Here is a 24,930-nt window from a genome sequence, read left to right on the forward strand (position 1 = left end):
TAAAAATTCTTGTGTTGCAGCAGTTAATTTAATGCCTTAACTGTCTGTAATAACTGTACGGTTTCATGCAAAGGCAGCCCAACGACATTGCTGTAGCTCCCTTCAATACAAGGAATATAGCGCGCAGCAATTCCTTGAATGGCGTAGGCTCCCGCCTTGCCGATTGGTTCACCTGTTGCCCAATAGCTTTCCATGTCAGCTAGACTCAGCGTTTGAAATTCAACCTGTGTGCGCACTACTATACTGTATATTTGATCTTTTGTACTGACACAAACACCTGAAAACACATCATGTTTTCGTCCAGAGATCATTTCCCACATAGAAAAAGCATGTGCTTTCGACGCTGGTTTTCCTAAAATGTGCTCATCAACGCCTAAACTGGTATCGGCGGCAATAACAATAGCATCAGGGAATTGTTGTTGTACTGCGCAAGCTTTAGCACGTGCTAAACGCTCTACATAATCCGCTACAGGTTCTCCTTCCAACACGGACTCATCAATATCTGGACTGAAAATTTCAAATTCCAGACCTAATTGTTGCAATAGTTCGCGTCGTCGAGGAGAACTCGAAGCTAAAATTATATGCGCCATTTTCTCAAGAAGTAATACATGATTGGCCAAATGAGTAAGCTAGTAACAATTGGCTGCCAATGGCGGGCAAATGAAAACTGTGCTCCACCCATCACTTGAACAATCCACACAAACAGTAAATGCGCGAAAATTGCCATTGCAGCAATAATCCATAAATTACCAAATGTGAGGATACGACGTTCACGGGTCAAAAAGCGTGTCACAAATGCAATGACCACAAAACTCAGTGCGTTCATGCCAAATGGCGCATCAGTCAATAAGTCCGTAAAGAGACCTGTGGCAAATGCAAACCAAACACCGCACCATGTCGGCTGACAGAGGACCCAAAATAGCATGATCATCATCATGAATAATGGGCGCCAACCCGATAGGTCATAAGAAAGCGGATACACCATCAGCACGGATGCCAAAATGATGGAAAAGATAATTGGAAATAATGGGTCGCGCTCTGTATGACGACTAAGCTTAGCGAGTGACATGCGGTTGCTCCATCGCTAAAGAATCGGAAAATAGCACAACCACATGATGACCACCTGCCAATTGGGCAGCAGGATTGATATCAATTTGGGCAAATTCACCACTATTGTGACGACTGACTTTCGAGACTGTCCCCACCAAATATCCTGCTGGGAAATGTGCCCCTAGCCCTGAGCTATAGACTTTTTCACCGACTTTGATATTCGCACTGGTTGGCACGTATTCCATCTTAAGTCGACCTAAGTCACCTGTACCCGTAACGATTGCGCGCATACCTGTATGCTCCATACGCACGGATAAAGAGTGCTCTTTGTCTGAGAGCAACATGACACGGCTACTATGCGGGTAAACATTGATAATTTGCCCCATAATGCCCTTGTCATCGAGTACAGTTTGTCCCACTTTAAGCTGACTGCTGGCTCCACGGTTAATCACAATAATATGACGTAAGGGATCAGCATCAGTACCAATGACTTCGGCAATCTCCATACGACCATCAATGATGAGTGGTGTATCGAGTAGTCCACGTAGTCGAGTATTTTCAGCAGAAAGTTCAGAAAGTTTCTGTAAACGGACTTGAGCCTGAATTAACTCTGCTTGCATCGCGGTATTTTCACGACGTAATTGAGCTTCAGACTTGGTTTGTTGATTCAGCCATTCTCGCGATAACACTGGATAGCTTGCAAGGGCATAAATTGGATTATATGCCGCATACAAGACGTCTCTGGCCGGTTGAATTACATGTGGCATGCGCCAATCAAAGAAAAGCACCACCAAGCATGTAATCACCGCAATGATAAATGAGCGAAAAGATGGCGGTTGTCTTGAAAACAGTTGCGTTTGCACCCGCCGAGTCCTTTTCTTAGCCTACAAATAACATGTCATGATTTGGGTTATCGAAGAATTCGAGAACCTTACCACCACCACGTGTAACACATGATAGTGGATCTTCTGCAACCACGACAGGAAGACCTGTTTCTTTTGCAAGAAGCTTATCAAGATTGCGAAGTAATGCACCGCCACCAGTCAACACAATACCGCGTTCTGCGATGTCTGAAGACAACTCAGGTGGCGTTTGCTCTAGTGCAGATTTAACCGCAGCCACAATGTTTTGCAGTGGATCAGAAATCGCTTGAGTCACTTCATCAGAAGTTACGGTAATCGCACGAGGTACACCTTCAGCCAAGTTCCGACCACGGACTTCGATTTCCAAAGGTTTTGCACCTTCTTCTGGAAGCGCCATACCAACTTCTTTTTTGATGTTTTCTGCAGTGGTTTCACCAATCACACAACCATGTGCTTTACGCACGTAATTAATGATTTGTTCATCAAATACATCACCACCGATACGTAGTGAGTCTGCATAGACACAACCTTGAAGTGAAATGATCGCGATTTCAGTTGTACCACCACCAACATCGACAACCATCGAACCACAAGCTTGCTCAACAGGCATACCTGCACCAATTGCAGCAGCCATTGGCTCTTCAATTAAGCGAACTTCACGTGCACCTGCATTGTATACAGCTTCACGGATTGCACGGCGTTCCACCAACGTCGATTTACATGGCACACACACCACGACACGCGGTGCAGGTGGGAACAAACGTTTTTCGTGCACTTTGCCAATGAATTGATTCAACATCGTTTCAGTGACTTCAAAATCTGCAATCACACCATCTTTCATTGGGCGAATCGCAGAAATATTTGCAGGTGTACGACCTAGCATTTGCTTCGCGTCAAGACCTACTGCGGCAACGATTTTTTGTGAACCACTGTGGCGAATTGCCACCACCGTCGGTTCATTTAATATAATGCCTCGTCCTGGCGCATAAATAAGTGTATTTGCAGTGCCTAAATCAATGGCAAGATCCGGCGAAAACAAGCCAATTAGTCGTTTTAGAATCACGGGGACGTTCTCAGTTAAACTTTTATATGGACGCAAGGTGGCAACTTTAACTAAATGTGATGATTTGAACAAGTCAATCGCTTATTATAAGCCACGATATTTTGAATTTTTTTAATACTGATTAGGTAATGTTATGTCTACATCGGATGCACAGCATTCTGCAGATCTAAATGCACAAACAGTTTCAGCGATTGCCCATCTGGCTCGATTGTCGCTAGATGAAGCGCAATCTGCCGACTATGCTCAAAGTTTAAATAAAATTTTAGGCATGATGGAAACCCTGAAAGGCATCGATACTGACGGTGTTGAACCACTAAAAAGTCCATTCGACAATCCACAGCCCTTACGTGAAGACGTGGTATCTGAGACCAATCATCGCGAAGCATATCAAGCAGTTGCTCCTGCCGTACAGGATGGCTTGTACCTTGTTCCGCGTGTGATTGAATAATTTTTATTCAGATCAACATTTTTTCAAATTAAACGTAAAGAAATATTTCTCATGACAGATTTACATCGCTTATCAATTCGTGAATTGTCTGAAGGTTTGGCTGGCGCTAAATTTTCTTCACGCGAATTGACTGAACACTATTTAAAACGCATTGAAAAAATCGATGCTCAAGTCAAGTCATACGTGACCGTGACAGCTGAACAAGCACTTGCGCAAGCAGATGCGGCTGATGCTGCAATTAAAGCAGGCAATGCAACTGCGTTGACCGGTGTACCAATTGCGCATAAAGATATTTTCTGTACCCAAGGCATTAAAACCACTGCTGGTTCTAAAATGCTGGACAATTTTATCTCTCCTTACGACGCGACCGTTGTAGCGAAAGGTAAAGCTGCGGGCCTTGTCACTTTAGGTAAAGTGAACATGGATGAATTCGCCATGGGTTCAACAAGTGAAAACTCATTCTACGGCGCGACTGCGAACCCTTGGAACTTAAACCATGTTCCCGGTGGTTCTTCAGGCGGTTCTGCGGCTGCAGTAGCGGCTGATCTTGCGCCTTTCGCAACAGGTACAGATACAGGCGGTTCAATCCGTCAGCCTGCATCATTCTGCGGTTTGACTGGTCTTAAACCGACGTATGGTCGTGTTTCTCGTTTCGGTATGATTGCGTATGCATCATCTTTAGACCAAGGCGGCCCGATGGCACGTTCGGCTGAAGACTGTGCTTACCTCATGAACGTGATGGCAGGTCATGATGCGAAAGATTCAACTTCGGTTGAAAAAGACGTCGATAACTATGTAGCGAACCTCAACGGCACTTCTGTAAAAGGCTTACGCATTGGTATTCCTAAACAATACTTTAACGTTGCCGGCTTAGATGCTGACGTGAAAGCACGCGTTGAAGAGTCACTGAAAAAGCTTGAAGAAATGGGCGCAATCTTGGTTGAGATTGACCTAAACATGACTGAAAGCTACGTGCCGACTTACTACTTGATTGCCCCTGCTGAAGCATCGTCTAACTTATCTCGTTTCGACGGCGTACGTTATGGCTACCGTGCAGAAAACCCTGTGGATTTGATGGACTTGTACAAACGTTCACGTTCTGAAGGTTTTGGTAAAGAAGTTCAGCAACGTATCCTGATTGGTACATACGCGCTGTCTGCGGGTTACTACGATGCTTATTATGTGAAAGCACAAAAAGTACGTCGTTTAATTCAACAAGACTTCTTAAAAGCATTTGAATCTGTAGACGTGATTGCTGCCCCTGCTGCACCGACAACTGCATATAAGATTGGTGCAAACCTGTCTCCTGTAGAAATGTACTTAGGCGACATCTACACCATCGCAGTGAACTTGGCAGGTCTGCCTGCGATTAACGCGCCTGTTGGTTTTGACAAAGACAACTTGCCTGTTGGCTTACAGCTGATTGGTAATTACTGGTCAGAATCTCAATTGTTGTCTGTGGTGCATCAGTACCAACAAGCAACGGATTGGCATACACAACGCGCTGCAATTGCTGAGGAGAATGCATAATGGCTAAAAACGCTGCTAAACCAAAATCTAACCTGATTGATGGTTGGGAAGTGGTGATTGGTATTGAGATTCACACTCAGCTTGCAACCAATACCAAAATTTTCTCAGGTTCATCTACCACATTTGGTCAAGACCCAAATACACAAGCGAGCCTTGTTGATTTGGCAATGCCTGGCGTATTGCCAGTACTCAACAAAGAAGTAGTTGATCTTGCGATTCGCTTTGGTTTGGGTATCGATGCTTACATCGACCAAGCTTCTGTATTTGCACGTAAAAACTATTTCTACCCTGACTCTCCTAAAGGCTACCAAATCAGCCAAATGGACAATCCCATTGTGGGCTTGGGTCATATCGACATCCAACTTGAAGATGGCACTGTAAAACGCATTGGCGTAACACGTGCGCACCTTGAGGAAGATGCTGGTAAATCGATCCATGACCAATTTGAAGGTCAATCTGGTATCGATTTAAACCGTGCAGGCACACCTTTACTTGAGATTGTCTCTGAACCCGATATGCGTTCGGTTGAAGAAGCGGTTGCCTACATTAAAGCGATTCACACGCTAGTTCGCTGGTTAGGTATTTCTGACGGTAACATGGCAGAAGGTTCGTTCCGTGCCGACTGTAACGTGTCACTGCGCCGTCCGGGTCAACCTTTCGGTACACGTTGTGAATTGAAAAACCTCAACTCATTCCGTTTCATTGAACAAGCGATCAATGTTGAAATTGAACGTCAAATGGAAATCTTGGAATGGGATGGTACCATCGACCAAGAAACACGTTTGTTCGACCCTGTGAAGATGGAAACGCGTTCAATGCGTTCAAAAGAAGAAGCGAACGATTACCGCTACTTCCCTGACCCTGACTTGTTGCCTGTGATCATTGCAGATGCGCAAATTGAAGCGGCACGTGCTGCCCTTCCTGAGCTTCCTGCTGCACGTCGTGCTCGTTTTGTGGCTGACTTTGGTGTAACTGAATACGATGCTCACGTTTTAACACTGACTCGTGAAATGTCAGAGTTTTATGAAGACGTGGTAAAAGCTGCGGGCGGTGCTGCACAAGGTAAAGTTGCTGCGAACTGGGTGATGGGTGAATTCTCAGGTGCTTTAAACAAAGCGAGCCTAGAGCTTCATGATTCTCCTGTATCTGCGGAAAAACTTGGCGGTATGATTGCACGTATTGTGGATAACACCATTAACGGCAAAATTGCGAAACAAGTATTTGGCTTTATGTGGGAAGAAGGCAAAACTGCGGACGAAATTATTGCGGAAAAAGGCTTGAAACAGGAAACTGATACAGGCGCGATTGAAGCGATTATTAAAGACGTACTTGCTGCTAACGAGAAGATGGTTGAAGAGTATAAATCTGGTAAAGAGAAAGCCTTTAACGGTCTTGTTGGTCAAGTGATGAAAGCAGCGAAAGGTAAAGCTAACCCTGCTCAAGTAAATGAATTGATGAAGAAATTGATTGGTTAATACCAATTGATTTTGAAATAAAAAACCCGCTTTAGAGCGGGTTTTTTAAACCTATAATGAAGCTCTTTTTTGCTCAGGAAATAAAGAATTAATTTCTTCAATTTCCTTTGGTTTTGTAATAGCATAATCCACTATTAAATTAATATAAGTAAAAATAGCAGGATTAATATCTTCTAAAACTTCATCACCAATAATCCCTGGATGTACATTTGCATTTCCAATCAATCTAATATTATCAGCAGCTTGTGCAACTCTTAATGGAATAATTTGTTGTTTTGCCAACTCTTCAATTGACTCTTTAATATTCTTCTTTTTAACACCTAAATGCTCGCATAATTTTTCCAAAGCCAAACGTATAAGAGCGGCACCAGAACGTGGTGACAATTCAAAAATCAAAGCTGCCTCTTTATATAATTTTTTACTTCTTCTGGCGTATCAGGTAAATAATCTGGAATATCTTGACTATTGACTTCCTGAACTGGAAATAATCTTAATAGCTCAGTGTTATCACTAGGTCTAGGTATACCCTGTAAAGCTAACCAACCAGTAACTTCTCGATGGTTATACCAAATACTATCTTTATTACATGATGCACAATTTGCTTGATGAACCCTAGTTAGAACGTTATGTTCAGCGCCTTGGTCATCATATACAAGTAAAGATAAATTATCCCATTTCATATATGAAAATGCTCCACAATGGGGACATTTAAAACTTTTTTGATCAAGAATTGTTTTTGGTAGCTCTAGTATTTTCATGATGTTTAACTAGCTTGAATTTTTCTTTATTTAACAAGTTTACATACAAATCTGTAAGTTTTAAAACTATTATTACTTTGAAAAATTTAAAGAAATTTTTCTTTAAATAATTACCACTAAATACATAGACGCCTACTAAATATTTTCCATCGTCAAACTCAAAGACTTAGGACTTATCCCCCCTCATCCCCGCCTTCTCCCAATGGGAGAAGGAGCATCCATTACTAATTTAATACCGTTATAGGTTCTGCAATAGAAATTCCCTCACTTTTAAAAAGAGGGTTAGGGAGAAGTAAATATTTAATTTTCATATTTTTAACCATACAATCAATCCAAATACTTCACACCAAAAACAACATGACCATCAAAAAAGCATCCTCAATTGGCAAACTTGAAGACTTAGGACGTATCCAACTTTCCAAGTCCTTCTTTATGCGCGACTTTCTCTATAGTGAAATCGCCAATTGGTACGGTGTACCCAACGTCCCTGACCATCCTGATATTGCCATTCGTACGGGCTCGAAACTCTGCGAAGAACTACTTGAACCACTGCAAGAAAAGTTTGGACGTATTGCCACTCGTTCAGCTTACCGTTCACCAAGCGTGAACCAACTCGGCAATGAAAAAGGACATAATTGCGCAAGTAATGAGAAAAACTTTGCCAGTCATATTTGGGACTATCCCGATGCTAAAGGCTACGGTGCAACGGCATGTATCGTCATTCCATCATTTTTAAAACTTTATGAAAAAGACCAAAGCAATTGGCAACAACTCGCCTATTGGATTCATAACCATCTGAACTATAGCCATTTGCAATTTTTCCCAAAACTCTGTGCTTTTAACATTGGCTGGCATGAACAACCCGCACGGGAAATTTATAGTTATATCCAACCGAAAGGCTATTTGCTGTGAGGTGAAGCGGTGAATGAGGGATTTGAGAAATTTTATCCTGATCTGATTTAATTTTTTAAGTTTCCCTCTACCCCCCGCCTTCTCCCAGTGGGAGAAGGTGCTTCCATTGCTAATTTAATACCGTTATGGATTGTTACTTACCTCTCCATTTAGTAGATGAACAGCACTGCTGCACAAGGGAGAGGTAAATATTTAACTTTTTAAAGCTATGTGAAAAACACCAAAGTCATTAATAATTGATAACAGCTAGCCTATTAGACTCATCATAATTTGAACTATAACCATCCATAACTTTTTATAAATCTAAATAAAAATATACAACTAAAGAATTTACAGCCTGCTTAAAACTGTCATTCCAATATGCTAAGGTAAATGAAAAATTGATATAAATCATATTTCAACAGAGGGTTACATCATGTCAAAACAAATTCTTATGCTCGTGGGCGACTATGCTGAAGACTACGAAACAATGGTACCTTTTCAATTTTTAGTTGGTCTTGGTTATACCGTTCATGCCGTTTGTCCTGACAAAAAAGCTGGCGACAGCATTGCCACAGCCATTCATGATTTTGAAGGTGAACAAACTTATAGCGAAAAACGCGGTCATAACTTTGCGATTAACTATGACTTTGATGCAGTTAACTCAGAAAACTATGTCGGCTTAGTGATCCCGGGCGGTCGTGCGCCTGAATATTTACGTATGAATACACGTGTGATTGAAATCGTACGCGAATTTGACGCGGCGAAAAAACCTATTGCAGCGGTTTGTCATGGGGCGCAAATTCTAGCGGCAGCCGATGTGCTAAAAGGTCGTACCTGTTCGGCTTACCCAGCATGTGCAGCCGAAGTTAAACTGGCTGGCGGTCAGTATGCAGATATTGCAGTCACGGATGCAGTGACCGACGGTCATTTAGTTACTGCTCCTGCTTGGCCTGCTCACCCTGCGTGGATGGCGCAATTTGTTAAAGCATTAGGCGCGACGATTACCATTTAATGCTTGAGTCACGAAACTAAAACGCATTGGATCATCATCCATTTAGGGTGAATCCATAAAAAATGCTCCTTGTATAAAAGGAGCATTTTTTATTTACTCAAAATAAAATTAACGAACCACACCTAACTTATTCCAAATTTCTGGGGTTAAAAATTTGGTCACCAATTTATTTAAATCGACATAACGCAGTACGCCTTGTAATTGTTGTTTAATTTCAGGCGTCTTTAATATTTCATCCCCCGTGATACTACCAAGCTCTTGAAAACTTTCGCCTACAGCCTGTAGACCGTCGGCTTTAATTACAGCCTGCGTTTGCGTAGAACATTGCTCCACCAAAATTCGCTGCATCACTTGAGCCAGATTTTTATCGAGTTGCGTTTTTTGCGCATCACTGACATTACTGTATTGTTTTAAATCTGGATGCGCTGCCAAGGCAGAAAAGGTCCATTGTAGAACCGCCGTTTTATCTGCGGCAGTGGTCGATTTTACTAAACATTGACTGAGCTGATCGACCGTCGGACTCGCTAAACTCACTTGCGTCGTCCCAAGCATCATGAGCGTCAATACAGCCAAACCTGCTGGTCGTGAAAAACGTAGATGTAATTTTTTAGATAAACCGTAAGCCATAGACCAAACTCCCAAAACTTGAGTCACCTTTGTATCATGAAGTGCTGTATTTGCTGTTTGGTCTATGTAACTCAACTATTCATTTTTGCTAGTAGCTGCATAGATGAGAGGATGAATCGTTGGCCTTCTATTCCAATACCAGTAAAAATGCCCATGGATATCGAGCAAACTATGGGTGGTCAATGTCGATTTATTACTATCCCCTCGCCAGCAGGCAAGTGCTGCATTACGATTATTATGTAGGTCAATAAACTCTGGATTCGAATATTTGGGTTTCGCTGGAATGTATAAAGCATCTCCGGGATTGACCCATAAATCTGCCAAGTAAATCTTACCTAGATTTGGAAAATAACGTCCCACTGAGATGACCAGAGGCAATTGATCCTGATCTGTCGCGCTAAAAATATGCGGAAAGTCATGGTGTTCTAAATCAGTAGCCACATAAGGAAATAAGGTTTTTCCACTACAGTCAGGCTTACCGCCATCTAGATAGGCAAAACAATGACCTGCCATCATGCCGTATTCATAATGAATCTCTGACAGTCGTTTTTGATTTGAATGAATCTGAATCGCTTCACCTGCCTGAACTAAGGTGATACCAAAAGCTGCCGCGGTTTCTTTGCTTGCCACCAATGGCATAAACTCGAAGTGTTGCCCTTCAAATTCAAGCTCCGTTTGCTCCCCCCAATTGGTAATTTTAGTCGAAATTTCGGAAGGTACATCGTAGGGATTTCCCATCGTCATTTTCGCATTGGTGGCTGACTCTGTAATTAAATGAATCCCCGCCCCAAGTGACGCTAAATATGTTGGATGCCCACGATCATTCAAAAAGAAGGGGGTTTGCTCGATATTGACTGTAATTTCTGTCAATTCACGGTCAAATAATGGTGCATTAAAATAAGTTTCATTTACTGAACTCATGGTTTTTCCTTATTATTTTTAAAACTTTATCTGAGTACATCATTGGATCAGGATAAAAGCTTATTTCCCCAAATGGCTTTTATCCTGTTGAGGTTTATTTCATACGATTCAACATATTTTTTGCCCCTGCATGGTTATAGTTGGTCGCTAAGTTTTGTAAGATGCCTTTTGCTCTTGCATTGGCGTTTGGATAACTTTTGCTATATGCAGGCACTGACGTTAAGCATTTTGCAACGAGCATACCTGATTCAGCATAGGCTCTATTGGCATTTGCACCATTTAATTTGCCATAGCTATAAGCGCGCTGTGCATTATTACAAGCGGTGACTTGGTTTTTTCCTGCATTTAAGTCACGTCGTGCATTGACATATAAGCGCATTTGTATCTGTTGCGATGTTTCTGCAACTGGTTTCACTACAGGTTTATTTTCAGGCTCTTTGGCTTTTGTTTCTTTTTTTGTCTCTACTTCTTTTTTTGTTTCATCTTTCGCATTGCTTTTTGTTGTCGTTTGTTTTGCTTTGTTTGATGTGGCTTTCTTAGCTATGGTTTCTTCTTGTTTATTATAGTTTTTGCGACGTTCTTCGGGTCCAATGATTGCTGTATACAAACTGACTAAGCGGGTTTCAGAACGGTCATTTAATTTACGCTCTGAAACGGGTTCAATAGCAACCATCCAGCGCTGTCCATCTGCCTGACTACACTGAAATACACCTGTGCCCTGTTTTATACTGCTATAGGTCGCTAATAATTTACGACTCCATGCATTTTTGACTTGGTTCAAATTGCTTTTATTCAGTTGAATAAATTTGCCATTTTTTGCTTGGCAGTAACTGCTCATATTCTGCTTGGGTATAAGCGATTCTACTTCCACATTTTTCTTTTGTGGTCCCCAATCATAGACGTATTCTTTCGCCTTGCCATTTGAGCTATTTAGCCCTTTTTGATTGATCACTTCTTGTGGTGATGCATAATAATTAAATGAATTTGGGTTTAAACTCTGCATGGTGGTACAACCATGTAATGCAAATCCAATACTCCCCACCCATAAAATTGCCTTTAAATTCACAGCAAAAATCTCAAAAATTTCACCCTTAAAAAATAGCGTAATTTAGTGCCTTTCACAATTTTATAATCTTGATTTTATTTATTATTTTTATAAATTTAATCACTAAAATCGTACACGTTTGAGATGTGTACATATGTTGTTAATTTTAATTTGATGAATTTCACATTTTATTTAAGTGTATTCGTTTATCCTTGGTGAACGGTCATCATCGTTCCCTTTTAGGTTATTTCGCAAGCATTTATGTATCGCTATGTGCTTATCAAATCTGCCATCAGAACAAGCCTCTATTATTAATAATAATATAAAGCTGAGCCTATCCATGATTCGAGCGACAATATGGAATCGAGTAAAAAAACAGCTCATCTAAAAATATTAATCTATTGATTTTATTGAAATATATTAACTTAAAATTAAAGTCATAAAAAAACCTGTAATTAATTACAGGTCATTTTTAAGATTAAAAATTAATTATTAATTTTTTTCTTCAAATGCTCTTAAACGCTTATAAATAGAAATCAGTTCAATAATGGTTGTCCACGAGGAAATCAGGTATTGGAAAGAATCACGTACACGCCCAAAGACATTTAAAATTTGCATTAATATACCGAGTGTGATTGTTCCCGCTGCAATACTTGGAAACAATACAAAGAACCCATAAATATTATCAAGCTGCATATACCAAATACGAACTAGGTTGAAATAAGCATAGTGAAAATACAGTCTAAAATAATTAAATCGGACTTTACCAAATAATTCTTTTAATGTGAGAGGGTCTGCTCGATCTGCATGATCTTCACCATAAACTAATTCTTTACGATATGCTGCTTCGACTTTTTGATTATTAAACTCCAAACCCGGTAGTTTATAACCCACCAGCATTAAAATAACCGTCCCTAATACTGCCCAAAGGACTGCCGCCCAAACTAATGCATAGGTGATTTCCCCCACGACAGGTAATTTCTTTACATGTGTTGATAAAGTTAACAGCACAGGTAGAAATGCAATTAAGGTCATCACCGATTCAACCAAGCTAACCCCAAGTCCTTCTGTGGTTCTTGCAAAACGCATCGTATCTTCTTGAATACGCTGTGAGGCACCTTCGATGGTTCTCAGTTTTTCCCAATGCGCAGTATAAAAGTCATTCATTGCGGTACGCCAACGAAAAACATAATGACTAACGAAAAACAGGTTCAATACCGCCAGTGTGACATATACCATGGCCACATAGAGAAAAGTCAGCGTCTCTGAATATAACGTCGCCACTTCGCCCCCACCACCTGAAAGCATCTTCTGGATCAGATCATAGAATGGGTTATACCAAGCATTGATTACGACATTACATTCCACACTAAACCAAACATTAAACAGGATAAATGCGGTTCCCCACACAGACCATCGTTGCCAAGGATTATCTGATTTAATCTTCCAAAAGGCTGCAAAAAGCGCCGTTGCTACAAAAAACCAAGCATAGAACCATAAAAATTTGGGACTCCAAAATCGGCTAATACCAATAGGCAGTTCTGCTTGATGATAATTTGCAGCTAAACCAAACATCGTACCCCAACTATTGCCACCGCTATACCACAAGACAATATTGATCACGAACCATATAAGGAATGATCCAAAAAACCATTTTGGATTTGGAAAAAAAGATTTAAACATTGGTCCTACATTTCCCTGAATCTTTGTTTTTAGTTTGAGTTGCTGATGATAAGTTTTATTTCATTAATTTTCTTGTTCAGATTGAAGATTTAACGCTGTTTAATCTGAAATTTAACAATCAAATACAAGACGACACATCATTCGGTTAGCTTAAGGATGAAAACTGAAGTTCACCTTAAATTCATTATTAATCATGCCCTTTTGATGATCTGGTCATTGTTTGTGGAACAAAAAACACACCTTAGGACATATAATTACAGTTAAAAAGTTTGTCATATTTTAAAATTATTTTTGATATCAATAGATTAAAAAACCTTAATTTATTTAACCATTATTTAAACTTAAGTTATGGAAAATTCTAAAATATTTTCTGCGATGTAGCTCACGTCATTTACAAAACCTGTTTCTTCACCAATAATATGCTAAGTTCAATTAACAACCGATGCTTGGGGAAGTAAAATGGAAAGTGCAATTGTTGAATTACTCAAACCAATTACATTAAATAAAGAAAATTGCAGTCCTTTGGTTTTTGAAACTGGTACCGTTTTAAAAGTGATTATGCAAACGCCAGAAGGCCTTTTGGTAAGTAATGATGACAAATTTAACTTTACGATTTCATTGAAAGATAAGAATGAAGTTTGGCGCGAAATTTAATTTTCGCCTCACTTTGTGATTTGTTTTTAAATCATATTTATTCTAAGAAATTTAATCATACAATTATTGAATAAACAGGATAAGGTTCTTAAATTCCATAAAAAAAGAACCCTCCTTTTAAGCAAATATTTTTCATAACTTAGCTTAACGTTTAAATCCGTAAATCATATTTTTCTAAAATCGCATTGGTTTTCTGATGCAATCCCTCAAAATACACTTTACTCACCAGTGCTGAAGGCTTATTTTTGGGCAACGGACGAATTTCATGCGCGTGCGGATAACGTTCAGTAAAATCAAAGCGTTGAACAACTTTTTTAAACTCATCCATCACAAGATTTTCATCTTTACAAAAAACATCGTAGGCTTGCTGTTTTTCTGCATCCCAAAACTGCTTAAATGCATCTTGAACACTTTGACCATTCAGCATTCGTGGCATTTGTTCATCAATAAACTTCTGAATCAAATCCATTTTTTTATACATTTTTCGGTCATTACTGAGTAAAGATTGGAGTTGTTGCTGCTGTTTAGCCCTTTGAATCGAGGATGGTGGCGCAGCAGCAATCATATTTAATAATGTATAAATATAATCCTGATTTACATAATCACTAATAATAAAATCTAAAGCAAAATTCACGTCACGTAGCACTGAATCTTTTTCAACTGCTGTACCTTTATTTATTCTGTCATATAAATCTTTATATTTAGATTTATAGTCTTCAAGTTCTTGCGGCACTATAACTGCGTTATCAACATCAAAGTCTGTATACATTTTCAGTTGTGAATGTAGACGAATCACATCACGAAAAGCTTGAATAAACTGCAACTGCTGACTTTCGAGTTTTAGATCATCTACTGACTGACACTCAGGTGTTATTTTTCTTAATTCACTAACACACTTATTAAATTCTGCTAATTGTTGATCCAACGGTGGCACAATCACTTGCTCAAAATTTTGGTCGTCTGCAAAAGTAGAAAGAGCTTTATCTGTTGCCTGCTTTAAATTTCTAAAACACACGACATTACCAAAAGCTTTTGTTGGCTTATAAATACGGTTTGTACGCGAAAAAGCCTGAATTAAACCGTGATATTTTAAGTTCTTGTCGACATAAATCGTATTAAGTGGCAATGAGTCAAAACCTGTCAGGAACATATTCACCACCAACAGCAAATCAATTGGCGGACCTTTCAACTCCCCAACTTCTTTAGGTGGTTTAGGGACTTTGAAGTACTTAACGCGATCACCTAGATTTTTATAATATTCATAAAATCCTTCGTCACAGTTATAGCTAGTCAGATGGCGCGTATTAAATTCTGCAATGATCCGTTCAAGTTGCGCTTTACGCCCCATATCAACTTGACTCGGCTGTTCAAGTTCTTCTTCAGAAATCGTACCTGTTGTGGAGTCATTGGCGTCGTTTGTCGTGTCCTGCGCTCCAAAAGAAAAAATCGTACCAATCACTAAAGGGGTATAAATTTCTTCCTTCTTGTCCGCTTCTGCAACCAACTCTGCTTGGACTTTGGCAAATATTGCATAATATTGAAGCAGGACATCTACTGAGCTGACACAAAACATTGAACAAAATTCGCGTTTTGCAGTTTTTTTGTCATGATTTTTTAAAATATAACGTACAATTTTTTCTAAGCGCTCAGGGTTGTCATACAGTTCTTTAGTATCGATGCCTTGTATTTTTTCATCACCTGCATTCACCTGATGAGCGGTAAATTGCCCCACATAATCAATTTGAAAAGGTAAAACATTTTTATCTGCTATCGCATCGACAATCACATATTTATGCAGTCGTTTAGGGAATAGATATTCTGTGGTGTATTTCACGCCACCAATGCTTTGACAGTTCACAGGAAAAATAGGCGTACCTGTAAAGCCGAACATTTGTGCCTGCTTAAAGAAGCGCTTGATATTTTGGTGAGTATCACCAAATTGACTGCGGTGGCATTCATCAAAAATAAATACGACTTTTTTATCTGCCAAATCAGCGATCAACTCTCTGAATTTAGGGAGTGTAATTGCGTTATTCAGCTTTTGAATGGTCGTCACGACCAATTTATCTGTGAGTAAATTGCTTTCATTTTTTCGTGAGTTCAGCCGTTTACCGATGAGCTGTTCGACCAATGTTTTGGTGTTGGTCGTTTGGTCTACGCAGTCGGGAACAAAGGCATTGAACTCTTTAGTGGTTTGATTATCTAGGTCTTTTCGATCCACGACAAAGATAACTTTTTCTATTTCTGGCAACTGACGCATGATTTCACTGGCTTTAAATGCCGTGAGTGTTTTACCTGAACCCGTTGTATGCCAAATATAGGCATGATCGGTTGAGGTTTTCACATGCTGAATCATGTTTTCAACTGCATAGACTTGATAAGGTCGTAGCACCATTAAGCATTCATTTGTTTGATGCTGAACGATGTATTTACTGATCATTTTCGTAATATGTGCGGCGTTTAAAAATGCTTCGGTAAATTTACTCAAATCATTAATTGCTTTGTTGTTTTCATCGGCCCACGGAAATGTGAAATCAAACAGTGGCGTACCGTGTGAATAATATAAGCAATTTACGCTGTTGCTAATGACAAACAGCTGTATGTATCCAAACAAACCTTTTCCAGATGTATAGGCGTCTTTACTGTAGTTATGCACTTGGTGAAACGCTTGTGCGATTTCTACGCCACTACGCTTAAGTTCAACTTGTACCAACGGAAAGCCGTTGATCAATAGCGTGACATCAAAACGGCTGGTTTCTGTACCGCTCTCACCGTATTGAACCGTCACTTGGTTGGTCACTTGAAAAATATTTTTTTCTGCATCATCACTTAAAAATCGCAGTGTTTGGGTCGTACCGTCATCATGTTTAAGCTGGTATGAACCACGTAAAAGCTTGGCTTTGCCGAAAATCGTATGTTCACTGCTCAGATAATTCCACACCTGTTCCCATTGCTCATGTGTGAGTGGTGCAGTCAGTGCGTTAAATTTTTCTATTTGATTTTTTAAGTTTGCGAGTAAGGCTGTTTCGTTTCTATACTGAACACGTTCGTACCCTAAAGTTGTTAAGTGCTCTATAAATTGGTTTTCGAGTTCAAGTTCTTTTTGGGTCGACATTTATAATACTGCTCAGTTTTTAACTATTGGTATGTATATCTTTTGATTCTAATAGATTTATTATATTTTTCAATCTTTTAAATTCATCAAATAAACATCTAAACTGATGATACAGATCACTGTTTTTTCTTTTAGGAGTCCTTCAGTACTTTCTTAAATAAAAAAATTCCCACATTTGAATAAATGCAGGAATTTTATAAAACCATATAACAATCACACAAACATTTGCTGTAACAAGCCTTTTTTCCACTGTTTGGCTTGTTCAATTTGCAGTGCAACGACTTCAATTTTTTGATCAATGGCAGTTAGGAAGTTGGCGATTTTGGTTTGTTCTTCTAGGCAAGGACAATCAATTTCATAATCTTGAATTTGCTTACCACTTATATGAGGAATACCTGAGCTAGTTTTGACTTGGTCTACATATCTATGAAACTCTTTTGATACAATCCATTGGTAAACATATTGAATATTAGTTTTCTCTTTTTTACGTAAAATACAAACACGCTGAACAAGTAGAGACCCAGCATCTTTCTCTGTAACAAAAGCAGAATTACGTCCTACTTTAGAACCATCCATACTCAAAACAATATCATTAACTTTGACAAAATATTTTTCTAGTTTAGACGTGTCTTTAAGAAAAAAACGATCTAGCTCGAATGAATGCCTAATATGGCGTTCACCAATATTAATCCCTCGCATTAGGGGAATACCGCTACTACCTTCAACCATTTCCTTACTATCAAAAGGATAACCAAAAATTGTTTCTGTAATAGTACCTATTTTCGCTTTTTCCCACTCCCCAAACTCACTCCCATCATCCGCTTTAAAACGAATCTGCTGGCTAAATAGCTTTTGCATCATGCCCTGTTTATATTGGCTCAGCAGTTCATGTTTTTGAGTCAGTTGGCTAATCTTTTCATCCACAGAAGAAAGAAAAGAAGCGATTTTGGTTTGTTCTGTGTTTGATGGCATTTCAAAGTCAAATGAACGTATTGCCTGAAAATTTAAACCCTCACGCCCGCCACCAACTTGTTTAGACTGAATATGATTTTGCCCATTTTCGGAACTTAAAAATGATTGTACAAAAATAGGATTATCATTTGGAGTGCGAATAATGCAAACGTGTTGGTTTACATTTCCATCTGAAAAGCTCTCAGGTACAACACAACTACGCCCAATAGATGCACCTGTAATATTTAACAAAATATCATTAGGCAAGACTTTACTACCTGACATTTTTTCATGTGTAGATTCAGGTATAAAAACCACATCATTCAGTAAAAGTTGATTATCGTTTACATTTTGGCTTCTTATAAAAATTATTCCTTCGTCAACATAAGCTTCTGCCCCACCTCGAGGTGTACTACCACTACCAACTTTAGAGGCAATATCATTAATAGATTTTAATGACCAATCCCCATCAAACTCTTTAAAGCGTAACTTTGGAGAAGCCATTACTTCACCTCCGCAAAAGGTGAATCAATGCAGAGTTCTGCACAAAACTTAGTAATTTCTGCATCAGTTTTTAGACTTTCCACTTCTAAGGCTTGAAGCTGTTTCGCTATTGCATCTAAATCAATTTCTTCTTCTGCTTCAAAAGTATCGACATAACGAGGAATATTCAAATTGTAATCATTGTCAGCAACTTCTTGCAGACTCGCTACGTATGCATATTTTTCAATATTTTGACGGTTTTCAAATGCACCAACGATATTATCTAAATGCTCTGGCAAAAGCTTGTTTTGATTCTTTTGCTTATCAAACTCGTTACTCGCATCAATAAATAAAATATTGTCGCTATGCTCACGGTTTTTCTTCAACACCAACACACAGGTTGGAATAGTCGTGCCATAGAAAATATTGGCAGGCAAGCCAATAATCGTATCAATCACATTTAACTTTTCGATTAAATGCTTACGAATATGCCCTTCACTCGAACCACGGAACAAAACCCCATGCGGCAGTACAATCGCCAAAGTCCCATTTTCATCTAACTGATAAAGCATGTGCTGTAAAAACGCCATATCTGCCTTAGAACTTGGAGCTAACTTGCCAAAATCACGGAAACGCGGATCGCTTAAGTATGACTCACTCGCAGACCATTTAGCAGAAAATGGTGGATTCGCTACAATCGCATCAAATTTCAGTTCCATATGCTGTGGACGTTTTAAAGTATCTTCCTGCTTAATTTCAAACTTTGAATAATGCACATCATGCAAAATCATGTTCATGCGCGCCAAGTTATAGGTCGTACGATTCATTTCTTGACCGTAAATCGCATCCACATCGCCGACTTCACGCTTTACACGTAGCAATAAAGATCCTGAACCACAAGTCGGGTCATATACACTGCGTAGACGTTCTTTACCTAAGGTGACAAGTTTTGCAAGCAAAGTCGAAACCATTTGCGGTGTATAAAACTCACCTGCTTTTTTACCAGCACCTGAAGCAAATTCACCAATTAAGAATTCATAAGCATCGCCTAAAATATCAGACTCAGTATTCGACAGATCAAAATTAATATCGTCTAAATGTACGATTACACGGCTAATCAGCTCATTGCGGTCATCAGGCGTATTTCCCAACTTAGTCGAACTTAAATCCATGTCTTCAAACAAATGCGAAAAATCATCTGCCGCATCTGTACGCAATGTACTTTGCTCAATTGCCTTAAGGGTTTTAATTACATCATCCAAAATGTATTTTTTTGCTCGAGCCAATGTTGCCATACTATGGAACAATTCTTGTGGCGCTAAGAAATAGCCCATACTGGCAAGACATTCTTCACGAACAGCACTCAAATATGCTTGATTAATTTCAGTATCTTCAACCAATTCTGCAAACTTAATTTGATCAGGTGATAAAATTTCGTTGGCATTATTTTGAATTTTTTCAGACAAATATTTGTAGAAGATCAAGCCCAAAATGTAATCACGGAATTCATCTGCCCCCATTTTACCGCGCAAAGTATTGGCAATATTCCAGAGTTGTTTTTGCAGTTCTTGAAGCTGGACTTGAGTCATTGTTGTACCAAAAAATGTTTTTTAATTAATCATAAAAAAAGCCGAACCCGAAGGTTCGACTTTTTTGAATTTTGGTGGAGATGGCGTCAATTGAACTCAACTCCTAAGCTATTGATTTAGTGAACCATAAAGTCAATAGCGTTTTACCTGTACCCATTTTTTACCCAAATTAGATTTAGCGCATTGAATCACAAAATTTATTTTGTTCAAATTCATGAACAGGATTTGAAATGGTTACTGATTTTAACACGTATGCATTTAACATTAAAAGATATGTTATAACCTTCCTTTTTTATATTTGTTTTTTTCATGTATCATTCAAGAGTACAACTTCAGGGTGAAAGTTATGTTTGACAATATAGATGCTTTAAAAACAAAATTAGATCAGCATCGTCCTCTTTCTCCTGCAATTGTAAAAAATCTACAAGAAGATCTTATTGTTCGCTGGACATATCATTCAAATGCAATTGAAGGCAATACACTGACATTGCTAGAAACAAAAGTGGTTTTGGAAGGCATTACCGTTGGTGGAAAAGCATTACGAGAACATTTCGAGGCAATTAACCATAGAAATGCGATCTATTATGTTGAAGATATTATTCGTAAAGAAGAACCTTTTTCTGAATGGCAGATTCGTAATATCCATCAACTCATTCTAAAAAATATCGATGATGACAATGCAGGACGTTATCGCCAACAAAACGTGTTGATTTCAGGTGCTACGACTAACCCACCCGACTATACATTGTTGAATGATAAAATGGCTCAGCTTGTCGATTGGTACAATACTGAGGCACATAAGCTACATCCTATTGAACGTGCAGCTAAAGTACATGCAGACTTTGTAGGCATTCATCCATTTATTGATGGGAATGGTCGTACATCACGCTTATTGATGAATCTCGAATTACTTAAAGCTGGATATCTGCCTTGTGTGATTACAGTAGAAAATCGTTTGGCTTACTATGAAGCTTTAGATCAATGGTTGGCTTATGGAAAGACTGAAGCTTTTATTCAGTTGGTTTCTGAGGCTGTATTGGAAGGGTTTAAGCCGTATCAGGTTGTTTTAGGTATTTAGAGCTATCTAACTTACATTTTAATTTATTTGGATGGGATAGTGCACTCAGCGCGCACCATCTTTACAATTTAAATAATTGTTTATAATAAACATTTATAACCAACCAATGTCATTGTACCGCGAAAAATACCGCTAAAATTCAGCATCCTAAAAATATTGATGATGGCAATGTAGGAGGTTATCGTCAGCAAAACATTTTAATTTCAGGTGCTACGGTAATCCCCCTAAAAATAATAGGATCTAAAAGTAGAATTTTCTCTTAAGATACAAGCTGGAGATTCTTCATGAAAACATCTTAATATCCTGACAGTCATATCATGTCCATCTTGAAGCAAGCTGAATCTAGTACCCCCTTGTTACCATTTTTTGCCGAGAACATAGCATGTGTAAGGCGAGTTTTTAGAAATGGCGTGCTAAATATAGTGGTATGTATGCCTCATTAATTAAACGACTGAAAGAACCTATTCGGCCTGAGTAAGTATGATCATTAGATTACATGCCTGACCAGCTGAGTGATGGACGAAGTAAACGCTTGTTGAACATGATTGATGATTATCGGCATATAGGATTGGTGATTTAAATAGGGCTATCAATGCCTGTACTACGAGTCATTCGTACACTGAATTAGTTGCTTGAATGGCGAGATAAACCACTTGCAATTCACTATGACATTGGATCTGAATTTATTAGTGTTTGATTGGTTAACTGGGCAAAGTTGCATGACAAACGTATCGTACTTCAGCCTGGGAGGCCATAACAAAATGTGTATATCACAGGTTAAGATCGCAAGATCCCTTACAGTTTGGTATGCAAATATTTGTTCGATACATTTAAATAAGTACAAGACCATACAACAAATTGATTGTTATTCTATAAACATGAAAAATCATACAAAGCCAATGGTAACAAACGACCGTTAATGGCCACTTAACGTTTACTTTTACTTTTACTTTTACTTTTACTTTTACTTTTACTTTTACTTTTACTTCGATTATTTATTGGAGAATTATCTAGAAGATGAAACAGCATTTTATGCTAATTCATCCTCCTCAATTCAAAACAAAATACCATTTTTAAATGTTTAGTTTAAAGCTTATATTCATCAATCACCTTTTGGGCTTCTTTAAAACCGTTTTGAGCAGACTGCTTTATCAACTGAACCCCTTTAGATTCATTTTTTGGAATACCTTCACCAAAATAATACATGATACCTATTATATATTGTGCTTGAGCATGACCAAGTTCAGCAGCTTTTGAAAACCATTTAAATGCTTCTTGATCATCTTGACGCTCCCCGGCATCTTCGCTGAAATAATCTGATCCCAAGGCAAAATAGGTCCGTGAAATATAGTCTTTTGCTCTTTCATGACCTTGAACAGAAGCTTTTTCAAAAAACTCTAAAGCTTTTATATAATCTTGAGGTACACCGATTCCTCTAAAGTACATGATGCCAAGATCAAATTGTGCTTTTGCATCACCATTTTTTGCATGATTTGCAGCAGATATAAAAAATGCATCACCATCGATAACTTTTCCTGCTGTATTTGCCACTGTCAGTTGCTTATATGGCATATCCCATGAACTTTTAAGTTTATCTAGTTTTTTTTGAGCACCTTCATGACCTTGTGCTGCACTTTTTTCATACCATTCTTTAGCTAAAGTTAAATTTAATTCTGTACCTTGACCGTCATAATACATTTCACCAAGTAAGAATTGAGCTACTCTGTTTCCATCTGTTGCAGCTAATGAGAACCATTTTAATGCTTCAGGTAAATCTTGTTGCATTCCCTGACCAGTATAATAACAAGTACCCACATTTGCTTGTGCCCCAGTATCACCTAATAAAGCTCCGCGCAGAAACCATTCACAGGCTTTTTGTTTGTTAACAGGCGTTCCTTCACCTTTGTAATACATGATTCCTAAATTAAATGGCGCAAACTTATGGTTGTGATATGCAGCACTCGTCCATGCTTCCAATGCTTTAACATCATCTTTTTGGATATATTGATTATTAAACGAGACATTTCCCTTATAGTAAGCATTACCGAGATTAAAATAATACTCACCATTAATTTTATCAACACGCGGCTTGACAACTTTTTCAACCCCTTTATGTAATGGTGAAAACATTTTTTCAATTCCAAGGGTAGCCATTTCACCAGCCTTATCAATACCACCTACAACTCTGGAATGAATTTCTTCGCTTTTTGTATTAGCTGTCACATAAGAAGGGAAAGTTAATACGAGTGATGAGAAAAGTAATTTTGCCTTTAAATATTTCATATAAATAAACCAATAATTTGAAGATTCTTTATGATCTAAAATAAAAAATGCAGTCTCTGTTTTTGAATCAGAAACTGCATTTTTCAAAGTTATAACTCACACTTAGTATTCAAAACTCGCTGTTCGCTTAAATTGCTGTATTTCTCGCTCTGCTAGATTATATTCTCGCTGAACTTGTCCCAGTTTATTACTAGCTTCGTTATATCTTTCGCGATAATACTTGCGCGACTCTTCTTTAAGATCAGAGCTATACATATTAGATTTTGCTGTAGCAATTGTATCTTCAATCGATTTTAAATTTTTATTCGCGTGATAAAACTTATTTGCCACATTGTAATAGGGTCTTAAATTATTTTGCATTTCCATTGGACAACTTTGATATGTTCCTCTACCTTGCAACGCATAATCAAAAATCGTTTGTGGATTACAATAATTTTTTAGACCTTTCTTATAACCAGTAGTATAGGCTTCTGTATCTAAAATCGCGTTGTGCTTCATACATGCTTGAGCACGCTTTTGCATGAATGAACCATTACCATTATAACCATCATTCTGCCCAATCAACGACCAGTTTGCTGAAAGACATTCATTTTTAGACATAATAGCACAGCCATTTAACATGACAACACTTGCCAACCACACCATTTGTAACTTCATTTCACCCTCAAATGTTTTGTTTTTTATTCAAAGACCTTCAACTCCCCATAACCCATTGAAGGTCTATTTAGATTTAAGTTAATGTAATCACACGTGTGTTGTTTGCAACTTTCACGCCATTCACAAGAACTTCTGTATCTAAGACATATCTTCCTTTTGATACACTCATAGGGAATTTCCAGCTAAATGAGTTTTCAAATGCCCCTGAGCCAAAATCTTGCTTATTGGTCATTTGTACATCCTTAACTAATTCACGAATCACTTTACCATTTGCATCTTTAAGCACCAGCTTTTCTTGTACACGCTGTAATGGCTCTGCGACCCCTTCAACTACAGTTAAATCGGATTTCACTGTAATACTTTGATTTGCTTGAATAGTCTGATTAGGAAGAACAACTGTTGAGTATTGTTGTATCCGTGTTTGTTGTGGCAATTGTCCTTTATTGGCTTGTTTATATGCCATTTCAACTTCAGCAGCGGACTTTTTTTGAATAGTGTGTGCATTAATCATTACGCACCCTGCTGCAAAAACTGCACCACCAATGGCAGCACCTGTTGCAGCATAAGTACTATCACCCACAGATGCCCCGATTGCCGCACCAAGTAATGCACCTACTGCTGTAGACATTCCAGTATTACATCCACCATTGGCTGACGTTGCCAATCCACCAGTACTTGCACAACCTGAAACGGCTAAGGCTGAACTCAGCATAGCAATAGACATAGATTTTTTCATTTTATTACCCCTCTT

The 24,930-nt window shown here is 38.5% G+C and carries 23 protein-coding genes; 7 read left to right on the forward strand and 16 right to left on the reverse strand.

The window, feature by feature from the left end; all coding sequences use genetic code 11:
• Positions 1 to 23: 23 nt before the first annotated feature.
• The 4 genes from FTT77_RS03690 to FTT77_RS03705 are packed head-to-tail and all read right to left on the reverse strand — an operon-like array spanning position 24 to position 2,976.
• Positions 24 to 590: a Maf-like protein gene (locus tag FTT77_RS03690; RefSeq protein WP_168379037.1), complete on the reverse strand. Its 567-nt coding sequence runs from the start codon at positions 588 to 590 to the stop codon at positions 24 to 26.
• Entirely contained in the window at positions 578 to 1,069 is a 492-nt protein-coding gene (gene mreD / locus FTT77_RS03695) for a rod shape-determining protein MreD (RefSeq protein ID WP_168379038.1), read from the reverse strand. The genes FTT77_RS03690 and mreD overlap by 13 nt, the downstream gene beginning before the upstream one ends.
• On the reverse strand, positions 1,056 to 1,913 hold the full coding sequence (gene mreC / locus FTT77_RS03700; protein WP_078189984.1) for a rod shape-determining protein MreC: 858 nt from the start codon (positions 1,911 to 1,913) through the stop codon (positions 1,056 to 1,058). Before mreC ends, mreD begins: the two co-directional genes overlap by 14 nt.
• A 16-nt stretch (positions 1,914 to 1,929) precedes the next feature.
• A complete protein-coding gene (locus FTT77_RS03705; RefSeq protein ID WP_086178633.1) occupies positions 1,930 to 2,976 on the reverse strand; it encodes a rod shape-determining protein in 1,047 nt (348 codons plus the stop codon).
• Between the two features lie 133 nt (positions 2,977 to 3,109).
• On the opposite strand from FTT77_RS03705, the gene gatC reads away from it, so the two are divergent.
• Genes gatC through gatB form a run of 3 tightly spaced genes read left to right on the forward strand, consistent with a single transcriptional unit; the run spans position 3,110 to position 6,429 of the window.
• Positions 3,110 to 3,424: an Asp-tRNA(Asn)/Glu-tRNA(Gln) amidotransferase subunit GatC gene (gatC, locus tag FTT77_RS03710; protein ID WP_078189985.1), complete on the forward strand. Its 315-nt coding sequence runs from the start codon at positions 3,110 to 3,112 to the stop codon at positions 3,422 to 3,424.
• 51 nt (positions 3,425 to 3,475) lie between these two features.
• Positions 3,476 to 4,954 carry an Asp-tRNA(Asn)/Glu-tRNA(Gln) amidotransferase subunit GatA gene (gene gatA / locus FTT77_RS03715; RefSeq protein WP_180022293.1) on the forward strand — a complete coding sequence of 493 codons (1,479 nt, stop codon included), beginning with the start codon at positions 3,476 to 3,478 and terminating at the stop codon, positions 4,952 to 4,954.
• A complete protein-coding gene (gene gatB / locus FTT77_RS03720; protein WP_180108928.1) occupies positions 4,954 to 6,429 on the forward strand; it encodes an Asp-tRNA(Asn)/Glu-tRNA(Gln) amidotransferase subunit GatB in 1,476 nt (491 codons plus the stop codon). The genes gatA and gatB overlap by 1 nt, the downstream gene beginning before the upstream one ends.
• Before the next feature lie 51 nt (positions 6,430 to 6,480).
• On the opposite strand, the gene FTT77_RS17360 is transcribed toward gatB, so the two are convergent.
• Both FTT77_RS17360 and FTT77_RS17365 read right to left on the reverse strand, forming a co-directional pair.
• Entirely contained in the window at positions 6,481 to 6,825 is a 345-nt protein-coding gene (locus FTT77_RS17360; protein WP_257224697.1) for a DUF4145 domain-containing protein, read from the reverse strand.
• Positions 6,822 to 7,187, reverse strand: coding sequence for a hypothetical protein (locus FTT77_RS17365; protein WP_252725847.1), 366 nt, complete (start codon positions 7,185 to 7,187; stop codon positions 6,822 to 6,824). The genes FTT77_RS17360 and FTT77_RS17365 overlap by 4 nt, the downstream gene beginning before the upstream one ends.
• Before the next feature lie 357 nt (positions 7,188 to 7,544).
• Here FTT77_RS17365 and FTT77_RS03730 point away from each other — a divergent pair, with 357 nt between their 5' ends.
• Both FTT77_RS03730 and FTT77_RS03735 read left to right on the forward strand, forming a co-directional pair.
• Complete coding sequence (locus tag FTT77_RS03730) at positions 7,545 to 8,099, forward strand: hypothetical protein (protein ID WP_180108929.1); 555 nt, start codon at positions 7,545 to 7,547, stop codon at positions 8,097 to 8,099.
• A 415-nt stretch (positions 8,100 to 8,514) separates the two neighbouring features.
• A complete protein-coding gene (locus FTT77_RS03735; RefSeq protein ID WP_168379042.1) occupies positions 8,515 to 9,093 on the forward strand; it encodes a DJ-1/PfpI family protein in 579 nt (192 codons plus the stop codon).
• A gap of 108 nt (positions 9,094 to 9,201) precedes the next feature.
• Here FTT77_RS03735 and FTT77_RS03740 read toward each other — a convergent pair whose 3' ends face one another.
• From FTT77_RS03740 to sbmA, 4 genes are all read right to left on the reverse strand, one after another.
• On the reverse strand, positions 9,202 to 9,648 hold the full coding sequence (locus tag FTT77_RS03740) for a hypothetical protein (protein ID WP_227591924.1): 447 nt from the start codon (positions 9,646 to 9,648) through the stop codon (positions 9,202 to 9,204).
• A gap of 147 nt (positions 9,649 to 9,795) precedes the next feature.
• Positions 9,796 to 10,641 carry a hypothetical protein gene (locus tag FTT77_RS03745; RefSeq protein ID WP_180007417.1) on the reverse strand — a complete coding sequence of 282 codons (846 nt, stop codon included), beginning with the start codon at positions 10,639 to 10,641 and terminating at the stop codon, positions 9,796 to 9,798.
• Positions 10,642 to 10,735: 94 nt separating this feature from the next.
• Entirely contained in the window at positions 10,736 to 11,707 is a 972-nt protein-coding gene (locus tag FTT77_RS03750; RefSeq protein WP_180108930.1) for a hypothetical protein, read from the reverse strand.
• Positions 11,708 to 12,178: 471 nt separating this feature from the next.
• A complete protein-coding gene (gene sbmA, locus FTT77_RS03755; RefSeq protein WP_180108931.1) occupies positions 12,179 to 13,369 on the reverse strand; it encodes a peptide antibiotic transporter SbmA in 1,191 nt (396 codons plus the stop codon).
• 459 nt (positions 13,370 to 13,828) lie between these two features.
• On the opposite strand from sbmA, the gene FTT77_RS03760 reads away from it, so the two are divergent.
• The gene (locus FTT77_RS03760; RefSeq protein WP_180108932.1) at positions 13,829 to 14,023 is read left to right on the forward strand and encodes a hypothetical protein; all 195 of its coding nucleotides are present in this window, start codon (positions 13,829 to 13,831) and stop codon (positions 14,021 to 14,023) included.
• A gap of 151 nt (positions 14,024 to 14,174) precedes the next feature.
• Here FTT77_RS03760 and FTT77_RS03765 read toward each other — a convergent pair whose 3' ends face one another.
• The 3 genes from FTT77_RS03765 to FTT77_RS03775 all read right to left on the reverse strand — a co-directional run bounded on the left by FTT77_RS03765 (position 14,175) and on the right by FTT77_RS03775 (position 20,161).
• Complete coding sequence (locus FTT77_RS03765; protein WP_180108933.1) at positions 14,175 to 17,138, reverse strand: type I restriction endonuclease subunit R; 2,964 nt, start codon at positions 17,136 to 17,138, stop codon at positions 14,175 to 14,177.
• Positions 17,139 to 17,351: 213 nt separating this feature from the next.
• Entirely contained in the window at positions 17,352 to 18,593 is a 1,242-nt protein-coding gene (locus tag FTT77_RS03770) for a restriction endonuclease subunit S (protein ID WP_180108934.1), read from the reverse strand.
• Positions 18,593 to 20,161 carry a type I restriction-modification system subunit M gene (locus tag FTT77_RS03775; protein WP_180108935.1) on the reverse strand — a complete coding sequence of 523 codons (1,569 nt, stop codon included), beginning with the start codon at positions 20,159 to 20,161 and terminating at the stop codon, positions 18,593 to 18,595. Before FTT77_RS03775 ends, FTT77_RS03770 begins: the two co-directional genes overlap by 1 nt.
• A gap of 346 nt (positions 20,162 to 20,507) precedes the next feature.
• On the opposite strand from FTT77_RS03775, the gene FTT77_RS03780 reads away from it, so the two are divergent.
• Positions 20,508 to 21,239, forward strand: a complete 732-nt coding sequence (locus tag FTT77_RS03780; protein WP_180026592.1) for a Fic family protein — start codon at positions 20,508 to 20,510, stop codon at positions 21,237 to 21,239.
• A gap of 1,086 nt (positions 21,240 to 22,325) precedes the next feature.
• Here the strand turns inward: FTT77_RS03780 and FTT77_RS03790 are convergent.
• The 3 genes from FTT77_RS03790 to FTT77_RS03800 all read right to left on the reverse strand — a co-directional run bounded on the left by FTT77_RS03790 (position 22,326) and on the right by FTT77_RS03800 (position 24,915).
• Positions 22,326 to 23,609 carry a tetratricopeptide repeat protein gene (locus tag FTT77_RS03790; RefSeq protein WP_180026591.1) on the reverse strand — a complete coding sequence of 428 codons (1,284 nt, stop codon included), beginning with the start codon at positions 23,607 to 23,609 and terminating at the stop codon, positions 22,326 to 22,328.
• A gap of 15 nt (positions 23,610 to 23,624) precedes the next feature.
• Complete coding sequence (locus tag FTT77_RS03795; protein WP_180026590.1) at positions 23,625 to 24,179, reverse strand: DUF2799 domain-containing protein; 555 nt, start codon at positions 24,177 to 24,179, stop codon at positions 23,625 to 23,627.
• A 73-nt stretch (positions 24,180 to 24,252) separates the two neighbouring features.
• Positions 24,253 to 24,915 carry a hypothetical protein gene (locus tag FTT77_RS03800; protein ID WP_180026589.1) on the reverse strand — a complete coding sequence of 221 codons (663 nt, stop codon included), beginning with the start codon at positions 24,913 to 24,915 and terminating at the stop codon, positions 24,253 to 24,255.
• Positions 24,916 to 24,930 lie beyond the last annotated feature (15 nt).

Origin of the sequence: Acinetobacter sp. YH01010, assembly GCF_013420775.1 — a bacterium.
GTDB lineage: Bacteria > Pseudomonadota > Gammaproteobacteria > Pseudomonadales > Moraxellaceae > Acinetobacter > Acinetobacter amyesii.